This window comes from Herbaspirillum sp. UBA812 (assembly GCF_002296545.1).
Lineage (GTDB): Bacteria > Pseudomonadota > Gammaproteobacteria > Burkholderiales > Burkholderiaceae_D > Herbaspirillum > Herbaspirillum huttiense.
Window position 1 is genome coordinate 7714 of record NZ_DBIC01000274.1, and the last position, 1314, is coordinate 9027.

The following is a 1314-nucleotide window of genomic DNA, read 5'->3' on the forward strand; positions in this document are numbered from 1 at the left end:
GGCCGAGAAGCCTTGCAGCAGGCGCGCCACGACGATGATGAGCGGGGCGAACAGGCCCACGCTTTCATAGGTCGGTGCCAGGCCGATCATGGTGGTGCCCACCGCCATGAGCAGGATGGTGACCGACAGCGCCGCCTTGCGGCCCACGCGGTCGGCGTAGATGCCCAGCAGGATGCCGCCCACCGGGCGCATGAAGAAGCCGACACCGAAGGTGGCCACGGCCAGCAGCAGGGAGGTCAGGTCGTTACCGGTCGGGAAGAACAGCTTGGCAATGATCACCGCGAAGAAACTGTAGACGGTGAAATCGAACCATTCGAGACCATTGCCGATCACGGTGGCAATGATCGCGCGGCGGCGCTGGTGATTGGTCACCACTGGAATCCCGCCGGCTGGTAATGTCGTTGCTTGCATGCTCTCCCCTCATGTCAGACGTTGATATGCGGCCGATAATAGGGTCAGCGGGTGACGGGCGGAAATGATATCTGTGCATGCAGCCATGCTCTGTGCGCATGCATGCGTAAATGATTTGGCGATTTTTCGCTCTAAATTTTTATATTGTTTATATCGTTTAGCAATCCGCTGCCGGAATGAAAAAAGCGCGTGCATTTCTGCACGCGCTTTTTGTTGCTGCCCTCATCGATTCATCAACCCCATCGATGAATCGATACGGAGCTAAATGTCGAATCGATGAATCGATCAGGCCTTCACTGCCGGCTCGGTATTGCGCAGACGGATGTGCAGCTCGCGCAGCTGCTTCTCGTCCACTTCCGACGGGGCATGGGTCAGCAGGCACTGGGCGCGCTGGGTCTTGGGGAAGGCGATCACGTCGCGGATCGATTCGGCACCGGCCATCATGGTGACCAGGCGGTCCAGGCCGAAGGCGATGCCGCCGTGCGGGGGCGCGCCGTATTGCAGGGCGTCCAGCAGGAAGCCGAACTTCAGGCGGGCTTCTTCGTCATCGATCTTCAGGGCGCGGAACACCTTGCTCTGCACGTCGGCGCGGTGGATACGGACCGAACCGCCGCCCAGTTCCCAGCCGTTCAGGACCATGTCGTAGGCCTTGGCGATGGCCGCACCCGGGTTGGTCGAGATGAAGTCTTCGTGGCCATCCTTGGGCGAGGTGAACGGGTGGTGCAGGGCAACCCAGCGCTGGCCGTCTTCGTCGTATTCGAACATGGGGAAGTCGACCACCCACAGCGGACGCCATGCGTCGTCGAACAGGCCGTTCTTCTTGCCGAATTCGCTGTGGCCGATCTTCACGCGCAGCGCGCCGATGGCATCGTTGACCACCTTGGCCTTGTCGGCACCGAAGAA

At 60.7% G+C, this 1314-nt stretch carries 2 protein-coding genes; both read right to left on the reverse strand.

The window, feature by feature from the left end; genetic code table 11:
- The coding region (locus B3873_RS18950) for an MFS transporter (RefSeq protein ID WP_286868176.1) at positions 1–411 on the reverse strand (411 nt) is incomplete at its 3' end.
- A 285-nt stretch (positions 412–696) separates the two neighbouring features.
- A partial coding sequence (locus B3873_RS18955) for an amino acid--tRNA ligase-related protein (RefSeq protein WP_286868178.1) occupies positions 697–1314 on the reverse strand: 618 nt, incomplete at its 5' end.